General features: G+C 68.0%; 22 protein-coding genes. All 22 read right to left on the bottom strand.

Annotated features, from left to right (window positions below; translation table 11 throughout):
* Positions 1-30: 30 nt before the first annotated feature.
* The 22 genes from pyk to ACSE4D_RS16985 all read right to left on the bottom strand — a co-directional run bounded on the left by pyk (position 31) and on the right by ACSE4D_RS16985 (position 26,181).
* On the bottom strand, positions 31-1,578 hold the full coding sequence (gene pyk, locus ACSE4D_RS17090) for a pyruvate kinase (protein ID WP_135541033.1): 1,548 nt from the start codon (positions 1,576-1,578) through the stop codon (positions 31-33).
* Between the two features lie 126 nt (positions 1,579-1,704).
* On the bottom strand, positions 1,705-3,147 hold the full coding sequence (locus tag ACSE4D_RS17085; protein WP_135541035.1) for a glutamate synthase subunit beta: 1,443 nt from the start codon (positions 3,145-3,147) through the stop codon (positions 1,705-1,707).
* Positions 3,140-7,834: a glutamate synthase large subunit gene (gltB, locus tag ACSE4D_RS17080; protein WP_135541037.1), complete on the bottom strand. Its 4,695-nt coding sequence runs from the start codon at positions 7,832-7,834 to the stop codon at positions 3,140-3,142. Before gltB ends, ACSE4D_RS17085 begins: the two co-directional genes overlap by 8 nt.
* Positions 7,835-8,019: 185 nt before the next feature.
* Positions 8,020-9,183: a prolipoprotein diacylglyceryl transferase gene (locus ACSE4D_RS17075; RefSeq protein WP_425119365.1), complete on the bottom strand. Its 1,164-nt coding sequence runs from the start codon at positions 9,181-9,183 to the stop codon at positions 8,020-8,022.
* Positions 9,180-9,971 carry a tryptophan synthase subunit alpha gene (gene trpA, locus ACSE4D_RS17070; protein WP_425119364.1) on the bottom strand — a complete coding sequence of 264 codons (792 nt, stop codon included), beginning with the start codon at positions 9,969-9,971 and terminating at the stop codon, positions 9,180-9,182. Before trpA ends, ACSE4D_RS17075 begins: the two co-directional genes overlap by 4 nt.
* Entirely contained in the window at positions 9,968-11,182 is a 1,215-nt protein-coding gene (trpB, locus tag ACSE4D_RS17065) for a tryptophan synthase subunit beta (protein WP_135541043.1), read from the bottom strand. Before trpB ends, trpA begins: the two co-directional genes overlap by 4 nt.
* A gap of 124 nt (positions 11,183-11,306) precedes the next feature.
* Entirely contained in the window at positions 11,307-12,104 is a 798-nt protein-coding gene (gene trpC / locus ACSE4D_RS17060) for an indole-3-glycerol phosphate synthase TrpC (protein WP_135541045.1), read from the bottom strand.
* On the bottom strand, positions 12,101-12,370 hold the full coding sequence (locus tag ACSE4D_RS17055; protein WP_135541047.1) for an HGxxPAAW family protein: 270 nt from the start codon (positions 12,368-12,370) through the stop codon (positions 12,101-12,103). The genes trpC and ACSE4D_RS17055 overlap by 4 nt, the downstream gene beginning before the upstream one ends.
* Positions 12,371-12,466: 96 nt before the next feature.
* On the bottom strand, positions 12,467-12,979 hold the full coding sequence (locus ACSE4D_RS17050; protein ID WP_135541049.1) for a Trp biosynthesis-associated membrane protein: 513 nt from the start codon (positions 12,977-12,979) through the stop codon (positions 12,467-12,469).
* Between the two features lie 7 nt (positions 12,980-12,986).
* A complete protein-coding gene (gene trpE / locus ACSE4D_RS17045; protein WP_135541136.1) occupies positions 12,987-14,546 on the bottom strand; it encodes an anthranilate synthase component I in 1,560 nt (519 codons plus the stop codon).
* Between the two features lie 19 nt (positions 14,547-14,565).
* Positions 14,566-14,922, bottom strand: a complete 357-nt coding sequence (hisI, locus tag ACSE4D_RS17040) for a phosphoribosyl-AMP cyclohydrolase (protein WP_135541051.1) — start codon at positions 14,920-14,922, stop codon at positions 14,566-14,568.
* Complete coding sequence (gene hisF, locus ACSE4D_RS17035) at positions 14,919-15,683, bottom strand: imidazole glycerol phosphate synthase subunit HisF (RefSeq protein ID WP_135541053.1); 765 nt, start codon at positions 15,681-15,683, stop codon at positions 14,919-14,921. Before hisF ends, hisI begins: the two co-directional genes overlap by 4 nt.
* Before the next feature lie 9 nt (positions 15,684-15,692).
* Positions 15,693-17,195: a carboxyl transferase domain-containing protein gene (locus ACSE4D_RS17030; protein WP_135541055.1), complete on the bottom strand. Its 1,503-nt coding sequence runs from the start codon at positions 17,193-17,195 to the stop codon at positions 15,693-15,695.
* A gap of 11 nt (positions 17,196-17,206) precedes the next feature.
* Complete coding sequence (locus tag ACSE4D_RS17025; RefSeq protein WP_135541057.1) at positions 17,207-18,412, bottom strand: CaiB/BaiF CoA transferase family protein; 1,206 nt, start codon at positions 18,410-18,412, stop codon at positions 17,207-17,209.
* A 2-nt stretch (positions 18,413-18,414) separates the two neighbouring features.
* Entirely contained in the window at positions 18,415-18,876 is a 462-nt protein-coding gene (locus ACSE4D_RS17020) for a PH domain-containing protein (protein WP_135541059.1), read from the bottom strand.
* Positions 18,857-19,696 carry an ATP phosphoribosyltransferase gene (hisG, locus tag ACSE4D_RS17015; RefSeq protein WP_135541060.1) on the bottom strand — a complete coding sequence of 280 codons (840 nt, stop codon included), beginning with the start codon at positions 19,694-19,696 and terminating at the stop codon, positions 18,857-18,859. Before hisG ends, ACSE4D_RS17020 begins: the two co-directional genes overlap by 20 nt.
* 50 nt (positions 19,697-19,746) lie before the next feature.
* A complete protein-coding gene (locus ACSE4D_RS17010) occupies positions 19,747-20,010 on the bottom strand; it encodes a phosphoribosyl-ATP diphosphatase (RefSeq protein ID WP_135541062.1) in 264 nt (87 codons plus the stop codon).
* A 170-nt stretch (positions 20,011-20,180) separates the two neighbouring features.
* Positions 20,181-20,846 (bottom strand): nicotinamide mononucleotide transporter family protein, encoded by a 666-nt coding sequence (locus tag ACSE4D_RS17005; protein ID WP_135541064.1) that lies wholly within the window; start codon positions 20,844-20,846, stop codon positions 20,181-20,183.
* 48 nt (positions 20,847-20,894) lie between these two features.
* Complete coding sequence (rpe, locus tag ACSE4D_RS17000) at positions 20,895-21,557, bottom strand: ribulose-phosphate 3-epimerase (RefSeq protein ID WP_425119360.1); 663 nt, start codon at positions 21,555-21,557, stop codon at positions 20,895-20,897.
* 3 nt (positions 21,558-21,560) lie between these two features.
* Positions 21,561-23,114 carry an RsmB/NOP family class I SAM-dependent RNA methyltransferase gene (locus ACSE4D_RS16995; RefSeq protein ID WP_425119359.1) on the bottom strand — a complete coding sequence of 518 codons (1,554 nt, stop codon included), beginning with the start codon at positions 23,112-23,114 and terminating at the stop codon, positions 21,561-21,563.
* Positions 23,115-23,119: 5 nt separating this feature from the next.
* Positions 23,120-24,064 carry a methionyl-tRNA formyltransferase gene (locus ACSE4D_RS16990; RefSeq protein WP_425119358.1) on the bottom strand — a complete coding sequence of 315 codons (945 nt, stop codon included), beginning with the start codon at positions 24,062-24,064 and terminating at the stop codon, positions 23,120-23,122.
* A gap of 29 nt (positions 24,065-24,093) precedes the next feature.
* Positions 24,094-26,181, bottom strand: a complete 2,088-nt coding sequence (locus ACSE4D_RS16985; protein WP_135541071.1) for a primosomal protein N' — start codon at positions 26,179-26,181, stop codon at positions 24,094-24,096.
* Between the last annotated feature and the right edge of the window lie 2 nt (positions 26,182-26,183).

Raw genomic sequence — 26,183 nt, 5'->3', positions numbered from 1 at the left:
ACGCCGCCTGGTCGCGGAGGCTCCGAAGAGTCAGTGCCGGGGCGAGTGGTGGTCTCGCACGATCGGCATCTCGCGGGTGATCGGCGACTCGGACACCACCCCGTAGCCGGCCAGCGGGTCCTCTTCGGAGTCCGACGAGTCCTGGTAGGCGGCCGTGACGCCCTTGGCCGCATCACCGATGGTGTGGATGCGCAGAGCGTTCGTCGATCCCGGGATTCCCGGAGGAGACCCGGCCACGAGGATGCTCTGATCGCCTTCACGGGCGGTGCCGTCGGCGAGGAGGACCGCATCGACCTGGCGTGCCATCTGGTCGGTGTGGCGCACCGTCTTCACGAGGTAGGGGCGCACTCCCCAGGTCAGCGCCAGCTGGTGGCGGACCTGCGGGTCCGGGGTGAAGCCGAGGATCGGCCAGGCCGGGCGCAGACGCGACATCCGGCGCACCGAGTCACCGGTCTGCGAGAACGTGCACAGCAGATCGATATCGAGCTGCTGAGCAATCTGCACGGCAGCCGCGGTGACGGCTCCGCCCTTCGTGTGCGGATCGGTGCCCAGCGGGGGAATCCGCTCGAGCCCGTGCTCTTCGGTGGAGCCGATGATCCGGCTCATCGTGCGGATCGCCTCCACCCAGTGCGCACCCACCGACGTCTCTCCGGAGAGCATGAGCGCATCGGTGCCGTCGAGGACCGCGTTCGCGCAGTCGCTGGCCTCGGCGCGGGTCGGCCGCGGGGCGTCGATCATGGTCTCGAGCATCTGGGTGGCGACGATGACGGGCTTGGCCTGCTGGCGGGCGATCTCGACGGCGCGTTTCTGCACGATCGGCACCTGTTCCAGCGGCAGTTCGACGCCGAGGTCGCCGCGAGCGACCATGATCCCGTCGAAGGCGTCGATGATCTCATCGAGCTGCTCGACGGCCTGCGGCTTCTCGAGCTTCGCGATGACCGGCGCGGTGATTCCGACCTCGTCCATGACCGCACGCACATCATCCATATCCTCGGGGCTGCGGACGAAGGACAGGGCCACCCAGTCGAAGCCGAGATGCAGCCCCCATTTGAGGTCGTCGATGTCCTTCTCCGACAGGGCCGGAACAGACACGGGCACACCGGGGAGGTTGATGCCCTTGTGGTTGGAGATGGTGCCGCCGATCTCGACCTCGGTGACCACATCGGTGGCGGTGACCTCGGTGGCACGCAGGCGCAGACGCCCGTCGTCGATGAGCAGCGGGTCTCCCACGGAGACGTCTTCGGCCAGGGTCGGCAGCGTCGTGCTCACGAGTTCGGCGGTGCCGTCGACGTCGCGGCTGGTGATCGTGAAGGTGGCACCTTCGACGAGTTCCTCCTTGCCGTTGGCGAAGGTGCCGACCCGGATCTTCGGACCCTGCAGGTCGAGCAGCACCGCGACCGCCTTGCCGGTGTCGAGTGCGGCCTGGCGGACCCAGGCGAATTTCTCTTCGTGTTCGTCTCGTGTTCCGTGGCTGAGATTGAATCGGGCGACATCGACGCCTTCATCGACGAGCTCGCGGATCTCTTCATAGGAGTTCTGGTTCGGACCTAAAGTTGCGACTATCTTTGCACGCCTCATACGCTCCACCCTACCTAAAGTCTCAGCGGGCGGCTGTTGCCGCTCACCGCTGGTCACGAGCGGTGGACCGACGGCACTGCGCTGTGCCGCTCCACCGTCTCTTCTCACTGTCTGACATGGACTATCTTAGCATTTGAACTCCGCATCCGTGGGTCGCACGGGCGACTCCAGCCGTGTCGAACCGGTGAGGAAACGGTCGACCGCAGCGGCCGCGGCTCGCCCCTCGGCGATGGCCCAGACGATGAGCGACTGTCCCCGACCGGCATCGCCGGCGACGAAGACGCCCGGGACCGAGGCATAGTCCTCATCCCGTTCGAACGCTCCCCCGGCTCGGGTGCCGAGGTCGATGGAGTTCGTTTCCGGGCCGCTGAACCCGAGGGCCAGCAGCACGAGATCGGCATCGATGACATGTTCGGTGCCCGGCGTCGGCACGCGACGACCATCGGCGAACCGGGTCTCGGCGACTTCGATCCCTCGCACCCGCCCGGCCCCGTCGCCGACGAACCGGGTCGTCGATGCCAGATAGCGTCGGGTGCCGCCCTCTTCGTGAGAGGATTGGACCTCGAAGATCCGCGGCACCATCGGCCACGGCGAGTCTGCGCCCCGTTCCGTCGGCGGCTTCGCCCCGATCGCCAGAGTCGTCACCGAAGCGGCCCCCTGCCGCAACGCCGTGCCCAAGCAGTCGGCACCGGTGTCTCCGCCGCCGATGATGACGACGTTCTTTCCCGCCGCATCGAAGGGCAGTTCGGCAGCGGACCCGGCCTGCGACCGATTCGAGGGCACGAGGAAGTCCATGGCGAATTCGATGCCGTCGAGGTCGCGTCCGGTCAGCGGCATATCCCGAGCCACGGTGGCGCCGGTGGCGACGATGACGGCGTCGAAGCGGGCGCGCAGTTCGAAGAGTTCGATATCGCGGCCGATCTCGACTCCGGTTTCGAACCGGGTGCCTTCCGCCCGCATCTGGGACAGCCTGCGGTCGATGTGGTGCTTCTGAAGTTTGAAGTCGGGAATCCCATACCGCAGCAGCCCGCCGAGGCGGTCCTCCCGTTCGTAGACGACGACGGTGTGTCCGGCCCGGGTCAGCTGCTGGGCGGCGGCGAGTCCGGCCGGTCCGGAACCGATCACGGCAACGGTCTGCCCGGTGATCCGGTCGGGCACGACCGGGGTGATGAGCCCGGCGGCGAAGCCTTGGTCGACGATGGAGACTTCGACCTGTTTGATGGTCACCGCCGGCTGATTGATGCCGAGCACGCAGGCGCTCTCGCACGGGGCGGGGCAGACACGACCGGTGAATTCGGGGAAGTTGTTCGTCGCATGCAGCAGCTCGACCGCCCGCGGCAGCTCCCCGCGATACATCGCATCGTTGAACTCCGGGATGAGGTTGCCCAGAGGGCAGCCCTGATGGCAGAACGGGACACCGCAGTCCATGCAGCGGGAGGCCTGCCGGCGCAGCTGCGCGGGGTCACCCGACTCGTAGACCTCCGAGTAGTCCATGAGCCGGATGGGCACCGGCCTGCGGGCGGGCAGTTCGCGTTCGGTGAAGGTGAGGAATCCGTGCGGATCAGCCATGAGCGGCCTCCAGAATCGTCTGCCAGGTCTGATCGGAGTCAGCGGCTTCGCCGGTGCCCGCAAGCTCGTCCTGGAGTTCTTTGACCCGTGCATAGGCAGCGGGGATGATCTTCGTGAAGCGGGACAGGACGTCCTGCCCGCGGTGCAGCCCGGTGAGCAGCTCGTGCGCGAGCGGAGATCCCGTGGCCTCCACATGCGCGGCGAGCAGCCTTTCGAGCACCTCGGCATCGGTGACTCCGATTCCGGTGAATCGGAAGACCCCGGCCGCGCGCTCCTTCGGGTTGAGTCGGCTCGGGTTGAAGTCGAGGACGAAGGCGGTGCCTCCGGACATACCGGCCGCGAAGTTGCGGCCGATCGGTCCGAGGATGACGGCTGTGCCCCCGGTCATGTATTCCAGACCGTGGTCGCCGATGCCTTCGACGACGGCTTCGGCACCGGAGCTGCGCACGAGGAAGCGCTCCCCGACCTGGCCCGAGAGGAACAGCGACCCCTCGGTCGCCCCGTAGCCGATGACGTTGCCGGCGATGACGTTGTGTTCGGGCCGGTTCGGGTTCTCCGGGTGCGGGGCGAGGCTGATCGTCCCGCCGGACAGACCCTTGCCGACATAGTCGTTGGCCTCTCCGCGCAGAGCGATGCTCACTCCGTGCGGCAGGAACGCGCCGAGGGACTGTCCGGCGGTGCCGTGCAGGTTCACGCGCACGGTGCCCGCGGGCAGTCCGTTCCCGCCGTGGGCCATCGTCACCTTGTGCCCGAGCAGGGTGCCGACGGAGCGATCCGTGTTCCCGATGCTCGCGCTGAGCTCGATCGGGGTGCTCGCGCCGATCGAGGACTCGGCCTGCCGCAGCAGGTCGACGTCGAGCTCCCCGGTGAAGTCTCGCGGGGATCGGTTCCTGCTGGTGCGCACCCGGGCCGGTTCACCGTGGATGTCGGTGGGCACGGTCAGGATCGGGGCGAGGTCGAGGCCCAGCCCCGAGGCGGCCGCTCGCTCCTCGTCGATGCGCAGTCTCTCGACCGCTCCGATCGCTTCGTCGAGGCTGCGCAGCCCCAGTCGGGCGAGGTGGGCGCGGACCTCCTCGGCGATGAAGGTGAAGAAGTTGACGACGTGATCGGCCTGTCCGGCGAAGCGCTCACGCAGTTTCGGGTTCTGCGTGGCCACCCCTACGGGGCACGTGTCCTTGTGGCACACGCGCATCATGATGCACCCGGAGACGACGAGCGCGGTCGTCGCGAACCCGAATTCTTCGGCGCCGAGGAGGGCGGCGATGATGACATCGCGTCCGGTCTTGAGCTGTCCGTCGACTTGGACGCTGATGCGGTCGCGCAGTCCGTTGAGCACGAGCGTCTGCTGCGCTTCGGCCAATCCGAGCTCCCATGGGGTGCCCGCGTGTTTGAGCGAGTTGAGCGGGCTGGCTCCCGTACCGCCGTCGTGGCCGGAGATGAGCACGACATCGGCGCCGGCCTTCGCTGCGCCCGCGGCGACGGTGCCGACACCGATGCCGGAGACGAGTTTGACGTGGACTCGGGCGGACTTATTGGCTCGCCCGAGGTCGTGGATGAGCTGGGCGAGGTCCTCGATCGAGTAGATGTCGTGATGCGGCGGCGGGGAGATGAGTCCGACGCCGGCGGTGGCGTGTCTGGTCTTCGCGATCCACGGGTAGACCTTCTCCCCCGGCAGCTGACCGCCCTCACCGGGCTTCGCCCCCTGCGCCATCTTGATCTGGAGGTCATCGGCGGCCGAGAGGTAGTGGCTGGTGACCCCGAATCGACCGGAGGCGATCTGCTTGATCGCTGAGCGCCGCTGGGGGTCGAGCAGCCGTTCGGTGTCCTCTCCCCCTTCGCCGGTGTTCGACTTCCCGCCGATCCGGTTCATGGCGATCGCCAGCGTCTCGTGCGCTTCTGCCGACAGTGAGCCGTAGCTCATCGCTCCGGTCGAGAAGCGCTTCATGATCGCCTCGGCGGGTTCGACCTCGTCGATGTCGATGGGTCCGGATTCGACGGGAACGAAGTCGAAGAGTCCGCGCAGGGTCATCAGTTCCGCGGACTGCGTGTCGACGGCGTGGGTGTACTGCTTGAAGATGTCGAACCGTCCGGTGGCGGTGGAGTGCTGGAGCCGGAAGATGGTCTCCGGATCGAACAGGTGCCCCGGGCCCTCCCTGCGCCACTGGTACTCCCCGCCGACGAGCAGGTTCCTGTGGGCCGGACGCGGATGATCGTCGCGGTAGGCCTCGGCGTGCCGGGCAGAAGTCTCGGCCGCGATATCGGTCAGTGTCTTCCCACCCAACTGATGCGGCGTGGAGGTGAAGTGCTCCTCGATGAGGGAGGCGGCCAGTCCGAGGGCTTCGAAGGTCTGCGCCCCGTGGTAGGACTGGACCGTCGAGATGCCCATCTTCGACATGATCTTCAGCAGGCCCTTGTTGAGCGCGGTGAGCACGTTCGCCACGGCCGCCTCTTCGCTGATGCCCGGGATCCGACCGGCGCGGACGAGATCTTCGGCGGTCTCCATCACCAGGTAGGGGTTGACCGCGGAGGCACCGAAGGACACGAGCGCGGCCGCATGATGGACCTCGCGGACGTCTCCGGCTTCGACGACGATGCTCACCTGGGTGCGGGAGCGTTCCCGCACAAGATGGTGGTGCAGGGCCGAGGTCAGCAGCAGCGACGGGATCGGAGCATAGTCGGAGTTCGACTCTCGGTCGGTGAGGATGAGGAACACTACTCCGGCGGCCACCGCTGCGCTCGCCTCCTCGCACAGTGCCGCGATCCGGTCGGCCATCGCCTCGTCTCCGGCGGATACCGGGTACAGACCGGACAGTGTCACCGAGGCAGTGGTGACGTCCGCGCCGAGGTGGTCGACGTCCAGATGCGCGATCGCTGTGAGCTCGTCGTTGTCGATGACGGGGCGTTCCAGCAGGATGTGGGTCGAGTCCGGGCGGGTCGAGCACAGCAGGTTGCCTTCGCGGCCGATGCCCGCGGACATGCTGGTGACGATGTCTTCCCGGATCGAGTCCAAGGGCGGGTTCGTCACTTGGGCGAAATTCTGGTGGAAGTGGTCGAAGAGCAGGCGTGGGCGAGTGCTCAGGGCCGCGATCGCGGTGTCGCTGCCCATTGCTCCCAGCGGTTCGGCTCCGGTCTCGGCCATCGGAGCGATGAGCACCCGCAGCTCTTCTTCCGTGTAGCCGAAGGTCCGCTGCCGCCGGCGCACCGAGGACTGCGGATGGCTGACGTGGACGCGGGTGGGCAGTTCGGCCAGATGCGTCGAGCATTCGGACACCCAGTCTCGGTAGGGGTGTTCGGTCGCGAGCCGGTTCTTGATCTCCGTATCGGAGATGATCCGTCCGGCTTCGACGTCGACGAGGAACATCCGGCCCGGGGTCAGTCGGCCCCGCGCAGTGATCTCTGCTTCGGGCAGATCGACGACGCCGGCTTCGCTGGCCAGCACCACGGTGTCGTCGGTCATCGCGTACCGTGCCGGGCGCAGACCGTTGCGGTCGAGGACGGCTCCGGCGAGGCGACCGTCGGTGAAGGACACACAGGCCGGTCCGTCCCACGGCTCCATGAGCAGGGAGTGGTATTCGTAGAAGGCGCGGCGATCGTCGCCCAGTCCCGGGTTGTTCTCCCAGGCCTCGGGGATCATCATGAGCATCGCCTGCGGCAGGGACCGCCCTGCGGCGACCATGAGTTCGAGTACGGCGTTGAAGGACGCGGAGTCCGAGGCACCGGCCGGAATGATCGGCAGGATCCGTTCGAGCCCGCGTTCGGTGCCGGGCACCGGGGATTCGAGCAGTTCGCTCACGAGGGCCGCTTCGCGGGCCTGCATCCAGTTGCGGTTGCCGCGCACCGTGTTGATCTCACCGTTGTGGGCGATGGTGCCGAACGGTTGGGCGAGCTGCCAGGAGGGGAAGGTGTTCGTCGAGAACCGGGAGTGGACGAGCGCAATGGCCGACTTCAGGCGCTGATCGCGCAGTTCGGTGTAGAAGGCGTCGAGCTGCCCGGTCGAGAGCATGCCTTTGATCGTCAGCGTCGTCGGCGACAGTGACGGGAAGTACAGGCCCGCGTTGTCGAGTCGTTTGCGCACGATATAGGCCCGGCGGGCCAGGTCGGAGGCATCGCGCAGCGGGTGTTCGGGGCTGCTGACGAAGAACACCTGGCGCATCGTCGGCATGGTTCGACGGGCGATCTGCCCGAGGACGGAGGGATCGACGGGCACGTCCCGGACAGCGAGCACCGCCAGGCCCTCTTCGGCGCCGATCGTGCGCAGCAGGTCCTCCTGGTCCCTCGCGGCCGGCTCGGCCGACACCGGAGTCTCGGTCGAGGCGTTGAGAGCGGCGGTGGTCCGGTTGAGGTCGGCGGAGTAGTCCTGGGCGAAGAAGCCGATGCCCATCGCGTACTCACCGGGTTCGGGCAGAGTGGTGCCGGCGGCGGCGAGTTCTTCGGCGAAGTAGTCGTGCGGGATCTGGATGGTGATGCCGGCGCCGTCACCGGTGCCTTCGTCGGAGCCGATGCCGCCGCGGTGCTCCAAGCGGCGCAGCGCGTCGAGAGCCTGGTCGATGACCTGATGATCGGGTCCGCCTCGGTAGCGGGCGATGAGGGCGAGTCCGCAGGCGTCGTGTTCGAGCGCGGGATCGTAGAGTCCGATTCGGCCCGGCGGTGCCGGGCGTTTCTGGGTCGCTGCCGTGCTGGGGTTCATATGCTGCCTTCTCGGTGTGTTCGACCTGTCGAAAAGACGGCGCTGTCCTCTGCGGCCTTGACGTGCGCGGAGGCATTCCCTCCGTGCCCGATTGTGAGATCGCTCTCACAGCCGGAGTTTCAATTTACACCGGGGGCGCAGGGATGGAAGAACGGAAAAAGGAACGAACTGCGAACCAATTCGTCTCAGTGCTCGGACGGACGGGGTGCGTTCTGGTCTCGTTTCGGGCCCGCTTCCCCGTGTGTTTCGGGGGCGGAGACGCCGCGGACGTCGGGCACGATCGAAATCGCCGAGGTGACTGCTCCGAAGAATCCGAAGCTGTGGCGGCCGCTGAGGTCGATGCCCGCTTCGTCGTCGGCGGCGTTGGTCCCCTCGGCTGCCGGGTTCGCTCCGGTGACGCCGTCAGCGGCGGCGTCGTCGTTCCTATCGGCTCTCGAGCGAGGCGCGGGGGTACGGTTCGACCGGTCAGCGAGGTCCGGGCCGGCGGCGTCTCCCGCTGCCCGATCCGAATGGGCCGACGGTGCAGCTGGCATCTGCTGGGGGTGTGTGAGAGGAGCAGACTGCCCGGCGTCGGCGATGTTGACCGCGTTGACCTCATAGGTGTGCTTGCCGCGGCGGTGTCTGCGCAGCAGAGTGCGCGACCCTCTGGTGTAGACGCCGGTCTCCTGAGTGCGGTGCCGCAGCCGGGAGACGATGAGCCAGACGAAGCCGACGAGCAGGGTCGCCGCAGCCGTCCAGACGGAGACGGGCAGGCCGAGCAGCAGCCGCGCGGTCTCTGCGGCGGGAGTGCCGATGCGCAGGGCTTCGAGCAGGATCCGACCGAGGCCGAACAGTACGAGGTAGAGCGCAAAAACCTGCCCGTAGCCGAGTCTCAGCCGTTTGGACACGACGATGAGGAGGATGCACGCGAGCAGGTTCCAGATCGATTCGACGACCACCGTGGACAGTTCGAGGCGTCCGTCGAAGCATTCGCTGAAGGCGCCGGCGACATGGCCGAGGATGAGCCCGGGGGCGACGGAATCGAGCAGAGGCAGGAAGCGGATCCCTTGGAAGCGGGTGAGCACCCACACGGAGAGCAGCCCGAGGATCGTGGCACCCCAGAAGCTCAGCCCGCCGTCCCAGAGTTCGAGGAACTGCAGGGGCCGGTGGCCGGGACCGAAGTAGGTATCGGGTGCGGACAGCACATGGCCGATGCGTCCGCCGACGACGGCGGCGGGCACACCGATGACCGCGATCGCCCACAGATCGCCCTTGTGACCGCCGCGGGCACGCCACTGGATGCGCGTCATCCACAGTGCAAGTCCGAGTCCGAGGACGGTGAAGACGAGCCATGCCGTGGTGAAGCTCATGCACACCCTTCTGCGAGCTCGGCGGCGAGTCGGCCCAGTCCGGGCACGCCCTCGGAGTCGAGCGCGCGGACGAGGGCGGAGCCGACGATGACGCCGTCGGCGTATTCGGCGACTTCTGCGGCCTGATCGCGGTTCGACACGCCGAGTCCGACACAGACGCGTTCGGCGCCGGCTTCTTTGAGGCGAGCGACGAGATCGCGGGCGTGATTGTCGACTTCGGAGCGGACTCCGGTGACACCCATCGTGGACGCGGCGTAGACGAATCCGCGGCTGCCTGCCACGATGCGCGACAGTCGCTCGGGAGTCGAGGACGGGGCGGCGAGGAAGATCCGGTCGAGGTCGAACTCGCCGGAGGCCGCCAGCCAGTCGCCGGCCTCATCGGGGATGAGATCGGGGGTGATGATTCCGCCGCCGCCGGCTGCGTCGAGGTCGCGGGCGAAGTCGCGGACGCCGTATTGGAGGACGAGGTTCCAGTAGCTCATGACCACGGCGGTGCCACCGGCCTCGGCGATCGCCTCGACGGCGGTGAAGACGTCCTTCGTGCGCACGCCGGACTCCAGTGCCGTCTCGGCTGCGCGCTGGATGACGGGACCGTCCATTCCCGGGTCGGAGTACGGCATCCCGACCTCGACGATGTCGACGCCGTTGCGGACGAGTTCGACCATCGCGTCGATCGAGCCTTCGACGCTGGGGAAGCCGACGGGCAGGTAGGCGATGAGTGCGGCTTTGCGGCCGGACTCCTCGACGGAAGCAAGAGTCGTGCCTGTGCGTGGACCGGAGTGCGTCATACCTGCACCGCCCCTTCATCGATGTAGTCGAACCATTTCGCGGCCGTGGTCATGTCCTTGTCGCCGCGGCCGGAGAGATTGACGAGCAGGACCGCTTCCGGCCCGAGTTCCTCACCGACGCGCATCGCGCCGGCCAGAGCGTGAGCGGATTCGATCGCCGGGATGATGCCCTCGGTGCGTGAGAGCAGCCGCATGGCCTCCATTGCTTCGTCGTCGACGACCGGCTCGTAGGTCACGCGCCCGGTGTCGTGCAGATGTGAGTGTTCGGGTCCGACCGAGGGGTAATCGAGGCCCGCCGACACCGAGTGCGAAGCCTGGGTCTGGCCGTCGGAGTCCTGGAGGATGTAGGTCGCCGAACCGTGGAGGACGCCGGGTCGACCGCCGGAGAAGCGTGCGGCGTGATGACCGGTGTCGACGCCTTCGCCGCCGGCTTCGAAGCCGTAGATCTTCACATCGGCGTCGCCGAGGAACGCGGCGAAGAGCCCCATCGCGTTCGACCCGCCGCCCACGCAGGCGCACACGGCGTCGGGCAGACGCCCGGCCGCATCGACGATCTGGTCGCGGGCTTCGATGCCGATGACGTTCTGGAAGGAGCGGACCATCGCGGGAAACGGATGGGGACCCGCGACGGTGCCGATGACGTAGTGGGTCACGTCCACATTGGCCACCCAGTCGCGCATGGCCTCGTTCATCGCGTCTTTGAGCGTGCGGGTGCCGTTGGTCACGGCGTTGACCGTGGCTCCGAGCAGGCGCATGCGCGCGACATTGAGCGCCTGCCGCTGGGTGTCTTCCTCACCCATGTAGACCTCGCACTCCATATCGAGCAGGGCCGCAGCGGTCGCGGTCGCGACACCGTGCTGTCCGGCACCGGTTTCGGCGATGAGGCGGGTCTTGCCCATGCGCTTGGCCAGCAGGGCCTGAGCCAGGGCATTGTTGATCTTGTGGCTGCCCGTATGGTTGAGGTCCTCACGTTTGAGGAACACGCGGGCTCCTCCGCAGTGCTGAGCGAACCGCGTGGCCTCGGTCAGCAGCGAAGGACGGCCGATGTAGTTGCGCTGCAGGTCGAGGAGTTCGTCGGTGAAGGCCCGGTCGACTTGGGATTTGCGCCAGGTCTCTTCGATCTCATCAAGCGCCGGGATCAGCGCTTCGGGGATGAACCTGCCTCCGAACGCGCCGAAATACGGTCCGGTCTCCTCGCTCACATCGGTCATTGCGGTCCTTCTCGATCTCCTCGTGGTCGCGTCCGGATGAGGCCGAGCCTCGGCCGGACGCCGGCCGGATGGGTGCGGTGTTCGCCCATCGTCGGCCACCTCGAGCGGCCGACGCGGGCAGGGTTCAGGATGCGGACAGTTCGCGGCGTTCGCGGCCGATGGCAGCGTATTCCTCGACCGCGGCCTGCGGACGCCCCCCGGTGACGAGAGCTTCGCCGACGAGCACGACGTCGGCGCCGGCATCGGCGTACTTCGCGACCTCGCGACCGCCGGCGACACCGGATTCGGCGACGAGCGTGCAGCCGGCGGGAACGAATTCGGCCAGCGGGGCGAATCGATCCGTGTCGACGCTGAGATCCTTGAGGTTGCGGGTGTTGACGCCGATGAGATCGGCCCCGAGCTCGGCGGCGATCTCGAGTTCCTCGCGGTTGTGGGTCTCGACGAGGACGGTCATGCCCAGTTCGGTGGCCAGGGCGTGGAACTCGCGCAGCTGGGCCGGGTCGAGGGCGGCCACGATGAGCAGCACGAGGTCGGCTCCGTGGGCCCGGGCCTCATAGAACTGATATTCGTCGACCATGAAGTCCTTGCGCAGGACCGGGATGTCGACGGCAGCACGCACGGAGTCGAGGTCGGCGAGGCTGCCGTTGAATCTGCGGGATTCGGTGAGCACGCTGATGGCGTGGGCTCCCCCGGCAGCGTAGAGCCCGGCCAATGTGCCGGGGTCCGGGATGTGGGCGAGGTCGCCGCGCGAGGGCGATTTCCTCTTGACCTCGGCGATGACTCCGAAGTCTGCGTCGAGGTCGAAGCGACGGACGGGATCCGCCGCCTCGGCGCGCGCGATGATCTCGGTGCGCGGAACCTCGTTCCGGCGTGCCTGAAGATCTTCATGCACGCCGGCGACGATGTCGTTGAGGACCGTCATTTGCTCTTCGGCTTGTTGCCCAGACCGACGGCGCGCAGGATGAGCCCGACGATGATGCCGAGGGCGACGACGCCGATGGCGACGTAGGTGATCGTGGGGTTGTGGATGGTGAAGCCCACACAGCCGATGGTCACGCCGATGAGCATGATGACGACGCCGGTCCATCCCGCCACCGAGTTGCCGTGGCCGGGGTCGGCGATCGTTGCGTAGTCGATCGTGGACTTGTCGAGATCTGTGGCCTCGTTGCGGGCGAGGGACTGCGACATGGTGCTCCTTATTGTGACTGCGTGGCACGCGCGTGGAAACTTTCCTCCATTGTGTCACGCTTCTTCTGCGGACCGGGCACCGACCCGGTCACAAGGTCATTTCGAATCCGGGTCGTCCTCGACGTCCTCGCCTCGGGAGAGGGCGTCCCAGGTGGCGGCCGAGTCGAATTCTTCGCCGTCGGCTTCGGCGGTGCGGGCGTAGCGGTTCGAGTTCGTCCACCGCGCCGAGGCGGTCGCCACCCAGATGATGCCGATGATGCCGATGCCTGCTGCCACGGCGGCGATGATCGGCCAGGAGGTCGCCCCCGGTCTGGAAGCGGCGCTGAGTGCGGTGATTCCGTAGCCGATTCCGGCAACCGCGGCGAGCCCGAGGACGACGAAGCGCCCGAGGCGACCGAGCATCGCTGCGAGGAGACCGCAGACGGCGATGATCGCCACACAGGCGGTGGCTACGGGCGAGGCCTGCGCACTCGAGTCATCGGTGGCCGTGGCCACACCGGCCGGGCCGAGAGTGTCTCCCCCGACTCCGGCCTGCCAGGCCGAGATCGTCAACGCCCACAGGGCGGCGGCGATGACGAGGACGATGAGGACTCCGCGTGACTTCGACAACTTGGGATCACTCCTGGCTTTCGGCCGTGCCGGACCCGGCGTTCGCTGTCGCAGACAGCGCGTTCGCAGCGGCGGCGGCACGCAGCACGGCTGCGGCTTTGTTCTCGGATTCCTGATATTCGGTTTCGGGCACAGAGTCGGCGACGATTCCGCCGCCGGCGTAGACGCTCATCGTGCCGTCGCGCAGGACTCCGGTGCGGATGGCGATGGCGAGATCGAGGTCACCGGTGAAGGACATATAGCCGACGACGCCGCCGTAGATGCCGCGCCCGACGGGTTCGAGTTCGTCGATGATCTGCAGGGCACGCGGCTTCGGCGCACCCGAGAGAGTGCCGGCGGGGAAAGTCGCGCGCAGCACGTCCACGGCGGTCGTGTCCGGCTGGAGTTCGCCGCGCACGGTCGAGGAGATGTGCATGATGTGGCTGTAGCGGACGATGTCCATGAAGTCGCTGACGTCGATGGTCCCGGCCCGGCACACCTTCGCCAGGTCGTTGCGTGCGAGGTCGACGAGCATGAGGTGCTCGGCGCGTTCCTTCTCATCGGCCAGCAGCTCACGGGCCAGACCGTCGTCGGCTTCGGGCGTCGCCCCGCGGGGACGCGAACCGGCGATCGGATGGGTGACGACCTCGCCGGAACGGACGGTGACGAGGGCTTCGGGTGAGGAGCCGATGATGCTCACCGGGGCTCCCGCGTCGTCGTGGAGGTTGAGCAGGTACATGAACGGGCTCGGGTTCGAGTGCCGCAGCATCCGGTACACGCTCAGCGGATCGGCCGCACACGGCGTATCGAAGCGCTGTCCGACGACGACCTGGAAGATCTCCCCCTCGACGATCTTCCGCTTCGCCTGTTCCACTCCGTCGAGGTAGACCTGCCGGGGGGTGCGCAGGGTCACCTCGGGGTCGGGCCTGCGGACGTCGATGATGTCGGCCGGGCTGGGGGCGCGGAGGCGGTCGAGCATCGATTCGATCCGCTCGACTCCGCTCGCGTGCGCCTCGTCGATGCCGGTGTCGGCGCCGTTGACGTTGAAGACGTTGGCTACGAGGGTGACCATGCCCGAATAGTGGTCGTAGACGGCGATGTCGCCCGGGATCATCAGCTGCACGGTCGGCAGGTGGTGTTCGTTGGGGCGCGGGGGTCCGAGACGTTCGAAGCGGCGGATGATGTCCCAGCCGAAGTAGCCGACGAAGCTCGAGACCATCGGCGGCAGGTCCGACTCCCCGGCATCGACGTCGAGCAGTTCGAGAGCGGCGGTGACCGCCTCGAGCACATCGCCGTCGGTGGGGATGCCCACCGGCGGGGTGCCGGTCCAGCGGAAGCCGTCCTCGGTGGACAGGAGCGTGGCCACGGGCGCCGATCCGATGAAGGAGTAGCGGGCCCAGGAGCCTGCGACGGCGGATTCGAACAGGAAGCTGCCGGGACCACCGTCGGTGAGTTTGCGATAGAGGCTCAACGGGGTTTCGGAGTCGGCGAGCACCTGCGTGTGCACGGGCACGAGCCGGTGTTCGGCTCCCAGGGAGCGGAACTCCTCGAGGCTGGGGCGGATCGGCAGCTGCTGCGGATCCGGCATGCGGTCGCTCGACACGTGTTCAGTCGGCACTGATCGTCCTTCCGGTGAAGCAGGTCGGTGTGTTCGTGTGACAGGCGGGTCCGGTCTGGTCGACGAGGAGGAGCAGGGCATCGGCGTCGCAGTCGAGGCTGAGTGAGCGCACATGCTGCACATGTCCGGAGGTCTCCCCCTTCACCCAGTACTCCCGGCGGGACCGTGACCAGTAGGTGGCGCGCCCGGTCGCCAATGTGCGCGAGACGGCCTCGACGTCCATCCAGGCGAGCATGAGCACCTCCCGGCTCGTGGCCTCCTGGACGATGACGGGCACGAGACCGGCGGAGTCCGGGCGGATGAGTTCGCGCCAGTTCTCCGGGGTGGCGTCGATGTCCCTGCTCATCGGACCTCGATCCCCTCTGCCCGCAGCGCGTCCTTGACCTCGGCAATGCTCAGGGTCCCGAAGTGGAAGACGCTGGCGGCCAGCAGCGCATCGGCTCCGGCGGCCACGGCCGGGGCGAAGTGTTCGACCCGACCGGCCCCGCCGGAGGCGATGAGCGGCACATCGACGGCCGCTCGGGCGGCGGCGATGAGTTCGAGGTCGAAGCCCTCCCGGGTGCCGTCGGCATCGATGGAGTTGAGCAGGATCTCACCGACCCCGCGTTCGGCGGCCTCACGGATCCAGTCGATCGCGCAGCGGCCGGTGCCTTCACGGCCGCCGCGGGTGGTGACTTCGAAGCCCGAGGCCGTGCTCGTTCCCTGCGTGCGGCGGGCGTCGAGGGAGAGCACGAGGACCTGGTTGCCGAAGTGCCGTGAGATCTCACTGATGAGTTCCGGGTGCGCGACGGCCGAGGTGTTGACAGAGACTTTGTCGGCACCGTCGCGCAGGAGCCGGTCGACGTCATGGACGCTGCGCACTCCCCCGCCGACGGTGAGCGGGATGAAGACCTCTTCGGCGCAGGCGCGCACGACGTCGTGGACGGTCTCGCGGTCGCCGCTGCTGGCCGTGACGTCGAGGAAGGTGAGTTCGTCGGCCCCGGAGATCCCATAGCGTTTGGCCAGCTCCACGGGGTCCCCGGCATCCTTGAGGTCGGCGAACTTCACGCCCTTGACGACGCGACCGCCGTCGACGTCCAGACAGGGGATGACTCTGACAGCTACCACGCAGACCTCCTAGATTCCCAGGCCCCGATAGCGATCCATCCTGCGGGCCAGTCGGCGGCCCGATGGTTCGCGCATGAGCGAGATGAGTTCGAATTCGAGTGTCGCACCGACCCGAGAGACGAAGTCGAGCGGTTCGTCGCTGGCATCGGGATGCTCGGCGATGATCCGGTCGACGACACCGGTGGCTTGGAGCATGGGCGCGTGCACACCCTGGCTCTGCGCCATCTCTGCGGCTCTCTCCGTCGTCCGATGCACGATCGCCGAGGCGCCCTCGGGCGGCAGGGGTGAGAGCCACCCGTGCTCGGCGCTGAGCACCCGGTCGGTCGGGATCAGCGCGAGTGCTCCGCCCCCGGATCCCTCACCGAGGATGAGCGATACCGAGGGGGCATCGAGGTTGGCGAGGTCAGCGAGGCTGCGGGCGATCTCGCCGGCGATGCCGCCCTCTTCGGCGTCCTTCGACAGGGCCGCGCCCGGGGTGTCGATGACCGTCACGAGCGGCAGGTGCAGCTCTGCGGCCAGACGCATTCCACGGCGGGCCTCACGCAGCGCGGCCGGTCCCAGAGGGGCCCGGGAATCCTGCCGGAACCGGTCCTGTCCGAGCACGATGCACGGGGCGGAGCCGAACTTCGCCAGCGCCAGCAGCAGTCCCGGGTCCTTCTCGCCTTCGCCGGTGCCGTTGAGCGGCAGCACGGTGTTCGCGGCGGTACGCAGCAGGTCGCGGACACCGGGGCGTTCGGGACGGCGGGAACTCGTGATCGCCGCCCAGGCGTCGGAGTTCGGGTCGACCGTCGCCGGTGCGGTGTCCGGGTCGGCCACACGGGCCGGGATCTCCTTGGCTCCCATGAGCACGTCGAGGACTCGGGAGACCGTGCCGGCGATGCGTTCGGGACCGATGACTGCGTCGACGATGCCCATCTTGTGGAGGTTCTCACCCGTCTGCACGTTGTCCGGGAACTTCTCCCCGTAGATGGCTTCGAACACGCGGGGGCCGAGGAAGCCGATGAGTGAACCGGGTTCGGCCACCGTCACGTGGCCCAGCGAACCCCAGGAGGCGAAGACTCCGCCGGTGGTCGGGTGGCGCAGGTAGACGAGGTAGGGCAGACCGGCCCTGCGGTGAGCGACCACGGCGTTCGTGATCTTCACCATCGACAGGAACGCGATGGTGCCTTCCTGCATCCGCGTCCCACCGGAGGCCGGTCCTGCCAGCAGCGGCAGCCCTTCGAGGGTGGCGCGTTCGATGGCGTCGACGAGGCGCTCGGCGGCGGCCACGCCGATCGATCCGGCGAGGAAGCGGAACTCTCCGGCGATGACGGCGACCCGTCTGCCCTCGATGGTGCCCTCACCGGTGATGATCGCTTCGTCGACTCCGGACTTCTCGGCCGCGGCAGCGAGCTCGGCGGCGTACTCCTCGGAGACCCCGCCGGCCGGGCTGATCGGGGTGGTGTCCCAAGAGCGGAAGGATCCCTCGTCGAGGACGATGTCGACGAGTTCGTGTGCGTTCAATCGTGGCATTCGCGCACCCCTCAGTTTCCGCCGGCGAGCCACGCCGCGATCGACTCGGCGTCTTCGTCCAACAGCGGCGGAGCATCGTGGGCGGTGCGGGTCGTCTCGACCTCGCTGGAACCCTCGGCGTCGAAGAAGCGCAGCGGCGGTCCGGGCAGATCGATGTCGCCGAGCACCGGGTGATCGACGGAGACCTTGAGACCCTGGCTCAGTGCCTGATCCCACTGGTAGACCTCGGGCAGGGTGCGCACGGTGCCCGAGGGGATTCCCGCCTCGGTGAGCTTCGCCAGCAGATCTTCGGCGTCGAAGGCTGAGAACCGGTCTTCGATGAGCTCGATGAGTGCGGGACGGTTGGCCACGCGGGAGGCGTTGTCGGCCAGCCCCTCGGTGGCGGGGTCGATGTCGAAGGCCGCGCAGAACTTCTGCCACAGGTTCTCGTTGCCCACGGAGATCTGCACTGCACCGTCACGGCAGGTGAACAGTCCGTACGGAGAGAGTGAGGGATGGTGGTTGCCGCCGGGCTGCGGTTCCTGTCCGGCCACCGTCGCCCGGGTGCCCTGGAAGGCGTGGACGCCGACCATGCCGGCGATGAGCGAGGTGCGCACCACCTTGCCCTTGCCGGTGCGTTCGCGTTCCAGAAGTGCCGCGAGCACGCCGTAGGAGCCGTAGATTCCGGCGAGCAGGTCGGCGATCGGCACGCCCACCCGCTGCATGTCGTCGGATCCTGAGCCGGTCAGCGACATGAGGCCGGCCTCGCCCTGGGCGATCTGGTCGTAGCCGGCGCGGGAGGCTTCGGGGCCGTCGTGGCCGAACCCGGTGATCGAGAGGATGACCAAGCGCGGGTTGATCTCCATGCACCGGGCGGTGGAGAATCCGAGCCGGTCGAGGACGCCGGAGCGGAAGTTCTCGATGAGCACGTCAGCGCGGGCGATGAGCCCGGTGAGAGTGTCCTTGCCCGTTTCGGATTTGAGGTCGAGGGCGATCGACTCCTTGTTGCGGTTGCAGGAGAAGAAGTAGGTGGCCTGCGGGTTGTCCTCGGGCCCGACGAAAGGAGGCCCCCAGGAGCGGGAGTCGTCTCCCCTTCCCGGGTTCTCGACCTTGATGACCCGCGCACCGAGGTCGCCGAACATCATTCCGGCATGCGGTCCTGCCAGGGCGCGCGAGAGATCGACGACGGTATAGCCGGTCAGCGGCCCCGTCGCGGTCTCCGGTGTCTCATTCGCCATTCCTATTCCTCCTTGAAGTGGGTGCTTCTGCTGATGAGCATACGCAATCGTGCGACCTCCGCATGGGCGCGGGGTCCATCGGCATGCTGGATCGCCATCACCGCGCAGGTGGTGCCGTCGCTGAGATCGAGCAGCGGCCAGGGGTCGTCGCCTTCGGGTGAGAACGCCACCCCGAGGATCTGTCCCCAGTCGAAGCGGTGGGTGCGCACCATGTTCTTGACCACGAGCCCCTTCTCGGTGGGGCGGGCCTGGATGTCCGCGATGCGCAGCAGGGCGAGGCCGAAGAGGACGCCGAGCAGGTTCATCCACACCATGTCGAGCACGGTCCAGGGCTCCCAGTCCACGACGAGCAGCGCCACGGACAGGATCAGGAATCCGAGCGTGACGGCGATGGCGCCGACGATGCCGATGATGCGCACCTGTCGGGGCCGGAAGACGGCCAGATCAGATTCGGCAGGCGCCAATGTTCGTCACCAGAATCGCGCGGGCACCGACACCGTAGAGTCGGTCCATCACGTTGTTGACTTCCTTCGCCTCGACCATGACGCGCACGGCGACCCATCCGGTCTCCTGCAGCGGTGAGACGGTCGGGGATTCGAGACCGGGGGTCAGCGAGATCGCCTCGGGCACGAGACGCTGTTCGATGTTGTAGTCGACGAGCACGTACTGGCGGGCGACCATGACGGATTCGAGGCGGCGTTTGAGCACCCCGATGCGGTCTTCGGCCCCGGCACGCTGGATGAGCACGCCTTCGGATTCGAGCAGCGGCTCGCCGAAGGTCTCGAGCCCGGCAGCACGCAGCGTCGAGCCGGTTTCGACGACATCGGCGACGGCGTCGGCGACGCCGAGCTGGATCGAGACTTCGATCGCGCCGTCGAGCTGCACGGTCGTCGCGTCGATGCCGCGCTCGGCGAGGTCGGCGGAGACGAGGTTCGGGAAGCTCGTGGCGATGCGTGCCCCTCGCAGCTCCTCCGGGGAGGTGAAGCTGCCGACGGCGCCGGCGTAGAAGAAGCGGGAGGCACCGAACCCGAGGCCGAGCACTTCCTGGGCCTCGGCCTTCGATTCCAGCAGCAGGTCACGGCCGGTGATGCCGGCGTCGAGGATGCCGGAGCCGACGTAGACGGCGATGTCGCGTGGACGCAGGTAGAAGAGTTCGACCCCGTTGACTTCATCTTGATGGACCAGCGTCTTGGTTCCGCGTCGAGTGGAGTATCCGGCCTCGCTGAGCATTTCGGAGGCGGCTTCGGACAGTGCGCCCTTGTTGGGCACGGCTACACGCAGCATGGGGTCCCTTTGGAGTTCGATGTGGTCGGAGTGGAGTTCGCAGGAGCGTCTCAGAGGTGGGCGTTGACGTCGTCGAGGGTGAGTCCCTTGGCGATCATCATCACCTGCACGTGGTAGAGCAGCTGCGAGATCTCCTCGGCGAGCTCGTCCTCGGATTCGTATTCGGCGGCCATCCACACCTCGGCGGCCTCTTCCACGACCTTCTTGCCGATCGCATGGACTCCGGCGTCGAGTTCGGCCACGGTCTTCGAATCGGCTGGACGATCGTGGGATTTCTGCAGGAGTTCGGCGTAGAGAGAGTCAAAGGTCTTCACCCGTCCAGCCTAATGCATCGTCTCGGGGTGAAGCATGCGGGGTCTCACGTTGCGAACCGCACCGGCGGGCGCTGCCGGCGATGTCCTGGCTGCGGGCCCAAGCAGGCGCTGTCTGCGATGACCAGCCTGCGGGCGCCTGCACACCGTCGCAGCGAACTCCCGATCGCAGTTCAGGCTTCGGGGTCGCGGCCGATGTCGGTGGCCGAGCGGTGCGGTGCCGAGATCGTCTGCCTCGAGCGTTTCGACCAGTCGATGAGGCCGAGGATGACCATGATGAGGAAGACGAGGTAGACGGCTCCGGAGAACACGAGCCCTCCGGCCACTGCCAGGGGGATGCCCACAAGGTCGACGGCCAGCCACACGAACCAGAACTCGACGATCGCCCGCCCCTGTGCGTACATCGCGACAACCGAGCCGATGAAGATGTAGGCGTCGGGGTACGGATTCCATGACCAACCGCCCTGAGCGAGCACCCAGCCGAAGACACCGGTGCCGATGAGCAGGCCGGCCACGAGCAGTCCGCGCTCCTTCCAGCTCGCCCACCTGACAATGACCTCGCCGGAGGCCTCTTTCGACTTCTTCCATTGCGTCCAGCCCCAGACGGCGGCGACGATGATGACGACCTGCCGGGAGGCGTTGCCTCCGAGTCCGGCGGAGATGCTCGCGGAGAACAGCAGGATCGACCCGAGGATCTGCACCGGCCAGGACAGGATGTTGCGTCGCAGAGCGAGCACGACCGTGGCCAGTGCGCAGATGTTGCCGAACAGATCGGAGTAGGGCACGGGCTTGCCCAGCAACTCGAATGCGGGGGTGTTCAACCAGTCGAACAGATCCATCGGCGGCTCTCCTGAGAGGGTGGGCCCGGGGTGGGCGGCCCGGTGCGGTCAGTGGGTGTGGGCTTCGGCCAGGGTGCGCAGTTCGCTGATCGCCGCGGCGGCGTCCTCGGCTCCGTAGACGGCGGAACCGGCGACGAGGACGTCGGCGCCGGCGTCGACGACACGGTCGATCGTCGACGCGGACACTCCCCCATCGACCTGCAGACGGATCTCCAGGCCGGAGGCCGAGATCGCCTGCCGGGTGCGGCGGATCTTCGGCAGGCAGACGTCGAGGAACTTCTGTCCGCCGAATCCGGGTTCGACGGTCATGATGAGGATCTGGTCGAACTCGCCGAGGAGGTCGATGAACGGTTCGATCGGGGTCGCCGGTTTGAGCGCGAGGCTCGCTTTGGCACCGAGCTTGCGCAGCTCACGGGCCAGGCGCACGGGTGCGGCGGCCGCCTCGGCGTGGAAGGTCACCGAGGCACAGCCGATCTCCGCGTACACGGGAGCGTTGCGGTCGGCATCGGCGATCATCAGGTGGGCGTCGAGCGGGATCGGGGAGATCGCGCGGATGCGTTCGACGACGGGCGGGCCGAAGGTGAGGTTCGGCACGAAATGGTTGTCCATCACGTCGATATGGGCCATGTCCGCGGTGCTGATCTTGTCGAGCTCACCGCGCAGGTCGGAGAAGTCCGAGGACAGGATGCTCGGGTTGATGTCGATTGCCATGGGTCATTTCGCCTTTCGCAGGAGAGCGAGGAACATTCCATCGGTGTTGTGCACATGGGGCCACAGCTGAACGCAGCGGCCCTCGCCTCGGGAGACCGAAGCGAACGACTGCGCCTGTGTGCCGGTGATCGCCTCGAGCACGGACGGAGCATCGAGGAACTCGACGTCGTCGGTGCCGGACTTCGCGCGTCGGCGCAGGACCTCGTCGACGATGAGCACGGTTTCGGCGAAGTGCGGTGAGCACGTCGAATACGCCACCACACCCCCGGGCGCGCAGGCGTCGAGGGCGGCGCCGAGCAGCTCGGACTGCAGACCGGACAGGGCGGTGATGTCCGAGGGCTGTCTGCGGTAGCGGGCTTCGGGCCGCCGACGCAGGGCGCCGAGACCGGAGCAGGGCACGTCGACGAGCACTTTGGAGTAGGGTCCGCGCACCCGGCGGCCGTCGCGGACTTCGACGCTGACGTTGTCGAGGGCCTGAGTCGAGTCCCGGACGAGTTCGGCGCGGTGGTCGCTGGAGTCGAAGGCTTCGAGCCGGACCGATTCTGCGGCGGCCGCGGCACCGAGGACCGCGGCCTTGCCTCCGGGCCCGGCACACAGGTCGGCCCAGGGACCCGCAGGAGCATCGATCTCGGCCAGGGCGAGGGCGACGAGAGCCGATCCTTCGTCCTGGACGCGCGCCCGACCATCGGCCACGGCCCGGACATCGCGGGGCACAGCGGTGTCCATGGTCACGCCGATCGGTGACAGCTCGGTCGCGTCGCCGGGCAGTTCGGAGCGGTCGATGAGTCCGGGCAGAGCGCTGAGTCCGACCCTGGCGGGAGCGTTGTCGGCGATGAGCAGAGCTTCGAGCTCGTCGGCATCGCATTCGTGGCCTTTGAGCGCTTGGGTCAGTGCCCGCACGATCCATTCGGGGTGGGAGTGTTCGATCGCCAGTCGTGTGGTCTCGGAGACGTTCGCGGTGACCCGCGCGAGCCATTCGTCGTGATCGGCTTCGGAGATGCGGCGCAGCACCGCATTGACGAATCCCGCGGTCTTGGCCGCCGAGCGCTTGACGACGGCGACGGTCTCGGACAGGGCCGCATGGTCGGGGACTCGCATCGACAGCAGCTGGTGGGCGCCCAGACGCATCGCGGCCAGGGGTTCGGGGTCGATCTCGTCGATGGCGCGGGAGGCGGCGATCGTGATGACCGCGTCGTAGAACTTCTGCCGCCGCAGCGCCCCGTAGGTCAGTTCGGTGGTGAAGGCGGCGTCCTGGGCGTTGAGATGGGTGCGGGCGAGTTTCGCGGGCAGGAGCAGGTTCGCATAGGCGTCCTTCGTCGCGACGTCGAGCAGGACCTCCCAGGCAATCCGCCGCGGCAGGTTCTTGCCGATGCGTTCGTCCTGCGGCGCTCCGCGGCCCGGGCGGCCCCGGTCGCCTCTGCGATTGTCGCTGCGGCGCTCGTGCCCGCGGCCCCGGTCGTCGCTGCGGCGGTTGCCGCCTCGGCGGTCATTTCCGCGGCCCCGGTCGTTGCCTCGACGTCCGCCCGGGACGCCGCTGTTGCCTGAAGTCTCGGCCATGGCTCTTATGCTTCCTGCTCGGTGTGCGGATCGAAGGTGATGTCGCCGTGACCGCGCAGGAAGTCACCGGCGTCCATGCGGGGCTTGCCGAAGGGTTGGATCCCGGCGACCGTGACCCAGCCGTCCCCGCAGCGCAGAATCGGGGTCCTGTTCCAACTCGTCAGGGTTCCGACCGGTGCGGCTGCCATGGCCTCCTCGGTGGCTTCCGGGGCGAGGGCGAGGCCGAAGAGCTTGGTGCGTTTGCCGTTCAGTTCCACCCAGGGGCCCGGTGCCGGGCTGGTGCCGCGAGCCCGATCGACGACACGGTCGGCGGGAGCCCGCAGGTCGAGGTGGGCGTCGGCGACGGTGATCTTCTCTGCACAGCTGGCCGCACCGGTCTGCGCAGTCTCCACTGCGGTGCCGGCGGCCAGGCTGTCGAAGGCGGTGACGAGTTCGACCGCTCCGCGGCGGGCGTAGTCGTCGAGGGCCGCTGCGACATCCGGGTGGTCGAGGTCGAGTTCGAGGCGGCGGAGCACGGGCCCGGTGTCCATGCCTTCGTCGATCCGGAAGACGCTGACTCCGCTGCGAGCCGCACCGTCGATGAGGGCCCGCTGCACCGGGGCCGCCCCGCGGTAGGCAGGCAGCAGGGAGAAGTGGAGGTTGTACCAGCCGAGCCGGGCCGTGCTCAGAGCAGCAGGTCCGGCGATGGCGCCGAAGGCCACCACGGCGACGGCGTCGACCTCGAGGGCGCGCAAATCGGAGATGACCTCTCCGCGCAGCCTGTCGGCCTCGATGACGGTGAGTCCGAGTTCGAGCGCCCGGGTCTTCACCGGTGACGGGGTGAGCACCCGCTTGCGCCCGACCGGGGCATCGGGTCGGGTGAGCACCGCACGGATGCGGTGCTCGGATTCGGCGAGGGCCTCGAGGGCGGGAACTGCGACATCCGGGGTTCCGGCGAAGACGATATCCACGCCTCGGATTCTACTGCGTGGCCGAGTCGTCACAGTGACCGGGGATCGTCGATGCGTGCCCGAACCTGCGGCTGCTTCTTCGCCGAGCGGGATGCGGTGATCTCGGCCATTCGGGTTCCGATGCGATCTCCCGCCGCAATCGGGTAGGCGCAGACGCTGCGCTGACCGTCCTCGGCTTCATCGCGCAGCAGCTCGTCGATCTCGCCCACCTCACCGATCTCGGTGAGGACGGCATCGATGTCGGTGCCGGCTCCGGTGAGTTCGAGGATGCGCCGGTAGGGCGGGAACCCCAGCACCTTCCTGTCGGCCAGTTGACGGGACATGAAAGTGACCGGATCGAAGGCGGTCAGGGTCGAGCGGATGAGTTCGTCTTCGTCACCGAGATAGACGGTTCCGCCCTGTTCGCGCGAGCGCACGAGCGCGGCGGCGCGCAGCCGCCTGGCCACGCTCTCGTCGATCGAGCGCATCCACGGTCCCGGCCACAGGGAGTCCAGCAGGATCGCCGCCGCATAGCCGCCGAGCACATAGGGTTCGGCGCCGGTCGTGGCGACGACGAGCCGCGGCGTCTCGTCGAGGACTGCGGAGATCTCGTCTCCCCCGGATTCGATGATCTCGGTGTCGGGCAGCGCCCGGCGCAGCTCTTCGACGGTGCGGGCCCGCCCGCGCACGATGGAGCGCACCTGGTTCGACCGGCAGCGCGCGCAGCTGAAGGTCTCCGAATGGTATCCGCAGGCACGGCAGGCGAAGGGTCCGACCTCGGATTGGGTGGTCAGCGTCTCCTGACAGCGCGGGCAGCGAGCGACTTCCTGACAGCGGGCGCAGGCGAACACGGGGTAGTACCCGGAGCGGGGCACCTGGACGAGCACGGGCCCGGGGACTCCGCCGTCGCGCGGTCGCGGTCGCAGGGCGGTGCGCATGATCTGCCATGCCCGGCTGGGGATGCGCTGCCAGGCGAAGGGGTCGCGGTCTTCGTCGGGGACGAAGACGAGGGGGGCGGAGTGTCGGCGTGCCGGCCCGGTCGGGGTGATGTCGGCCAGCCATCCGATCTCGACGAGGCGCTGCACCTCGGCGCTGCGGTCGGTGGAGACGAAGAACAGCTCGGTGTCCTCGATCGTCGAACGCAGCAGGCTGACCTCGCGGGCGTGCGGGTAGGGGGCATGCTGGTCGAGGTAGTTGCGGTTGGCATCGTCGGTGCAGATGATGAGGCCGAGATCGCGCAGCGGCGCGAAGGCCGCGGCGCGGGTGCCGATGGTCAGGCGGGTGTGGCCGAGGAGGCCGCGCAGCCAGGCCTGCCACCGCTGTTCGGGTGACTGGTCGGCGCTGAGCACGGACACCTCGGTGATCTCGGCGGCGGTCAGGCTCGCCTGCAGGACCAGGAGTTCACGGTGATCGGGCACGAGCCACAGCACGGACTTCCCGGCCGCCAGAGTCTGGCGTGCTGCGGCCAGTCCCGCCCGGATCCAGCTCATCCCGGGCGTCGCACCGGGGGTTGCGGCCAGGACACGTCGCCGCGGAGTCTGATCGGCAGGCGGCGGATCGATCTCGGCGTTGAGGACCCAGTCGCCGAGGCGGCCCAGCAGATTCGTGCCCCCGCCGGCTTCGTCGTCGGCCGGTGTGCCGTCACCGGTCTCCGGTTCCGCCCGGGAAGCGTCCCGCGACCGGTCAGGGGCGTCTGCCGGTTTCGGGTTCTGGGACGTCTCGGCTCGAAGGACGGTCTTCTCGCCTCGCGCGTGGCGGGGCGGGATCGCCAAGCGGAGGACATCGGCCAGGGTGCCGCCGTAACGGCGCGCCGTGGCTTCGCACAGGGCGAGCAGGTCGGGGCCGAGGACCTGCACGGGGCCGCTGAGGCGTTGGATCGTCGCGAGCGGTCCCAGGTGGTCGGAGGAGTCGACCCGTTCGACGAGGTAGCCGTCGCGGAGCCGACCGGCGAACTTCACCCGCACTCGTACTCCGGGCAGGGCCGCCTCGGCGAGCTTTTCGGGCACGGCATAGTCGAAGGTCCGTGCCAGGTGCGGGACGGGATGGTCGACGAGCACGCGCGCGACCGGGTTCTCAGACGCCAGCGGCACCTGGCCTTCGGCCGAGGTGCCGGTGTCGATCGGAAGGGGTTCGTCCACTC

This window comes from Brevibacterium sp. FAM 27836, from assembly GCF_051351055.1.
Classification (GTDB): Bacteria; Actinomycetota; Actinomycetes; order Actinomycetales; family Brevibacteriaceae; genus Brevibacterium.
This window is presented reverse-complemented; position numbering and strand designations above follow the sequence as displayed.